The organism is Mesorhizobium sp. M7A.F.Ca.AU.001.01.1.1 (genome assembly GCF_004022735.1).
Lineage (GTDB): Bacteria > Pseudomonadota > Alphaproteobacteria > Rhizobiales > Rhizobiaceae > Mesorhizobium > Mesorhizobium ciceri.
Genome location: NZ_RZPF01001292.1, coordinates 1 through 671, shown reverse-complemented (window position 1 = coordinate 671; position 671 = coordinate 1). Strand labels below are relative to the sequence as shown.

1 protein-coding gene is annotated in these 671 nt (G+C 62.0%); it reads left to right on the top strand.

Features of this window, described 5'->3' with window-relative positions; all coding sequences use genetic code 11:
- Positions 1 to 671, top strand: a 671-nt coding sequence (locus EN884_RS37730; protein WP_164895504.1) for an FAD-binding oxidoreductase, incomplete at both ends; no start/stop codon positions are given.

The window sequence follows — 671 nt, the reverse complement described above, 5'->3', positions numbered from 1 at the left end:
ATCTATGGCCGGTCATGGCGACCGACGATCTGGTCGGAGCCGTCTGGCTGCCGGGCGACGGCAAGGCCAATCCGACCGATCTCACGCAATCGCTGGCCAAGGGTGCGCGCAATCGCGGCGCGAAAATTTTCGAGCGGGTCAAGGTCACCGGCATCAGCGTGAAGAACGGCGTCGCCTGCGGTGTCGAGACGGACCGCGGCAACATTGCCGCCGAGATCGTCGTCAATTGCGCCGGCCAGTGGGCGCGCAAGGTCGGGCTGATGTGCGGCGTCTCGGTGCCGCTGCATTCGGCCGAGCACATGTACATCGTTACCGGCAGGATCGAGGGCGTGCATCCGGACCTGCCGGTCATGCGCGACCCCGACGGGTTCATCTATTTCAAGGAAGAGGTCGGCGGCCTGGTCATGGGTGGCTTTGAGCCGCACGCCAAGCCGTGGGGCATGAATGGCATTCCCGAAAATTTCGAGTTCGCGCTGTTGCCGGACGATTGGGATCAGTTCGAGATCCTGATGGAAAACGCGCTGGTCCGCGTGCCGCAATTGGCCAAGGCCGAGGTCAAGAAATTCTACAACGGTCCCGAAAGCTTCACGCCGGACAACAATTTTCTCCTCGGCGAGGCGCCGGAACTGAAGAATTTCTATGTCGGCGCCGGCTTCAACTCCATGGGCATC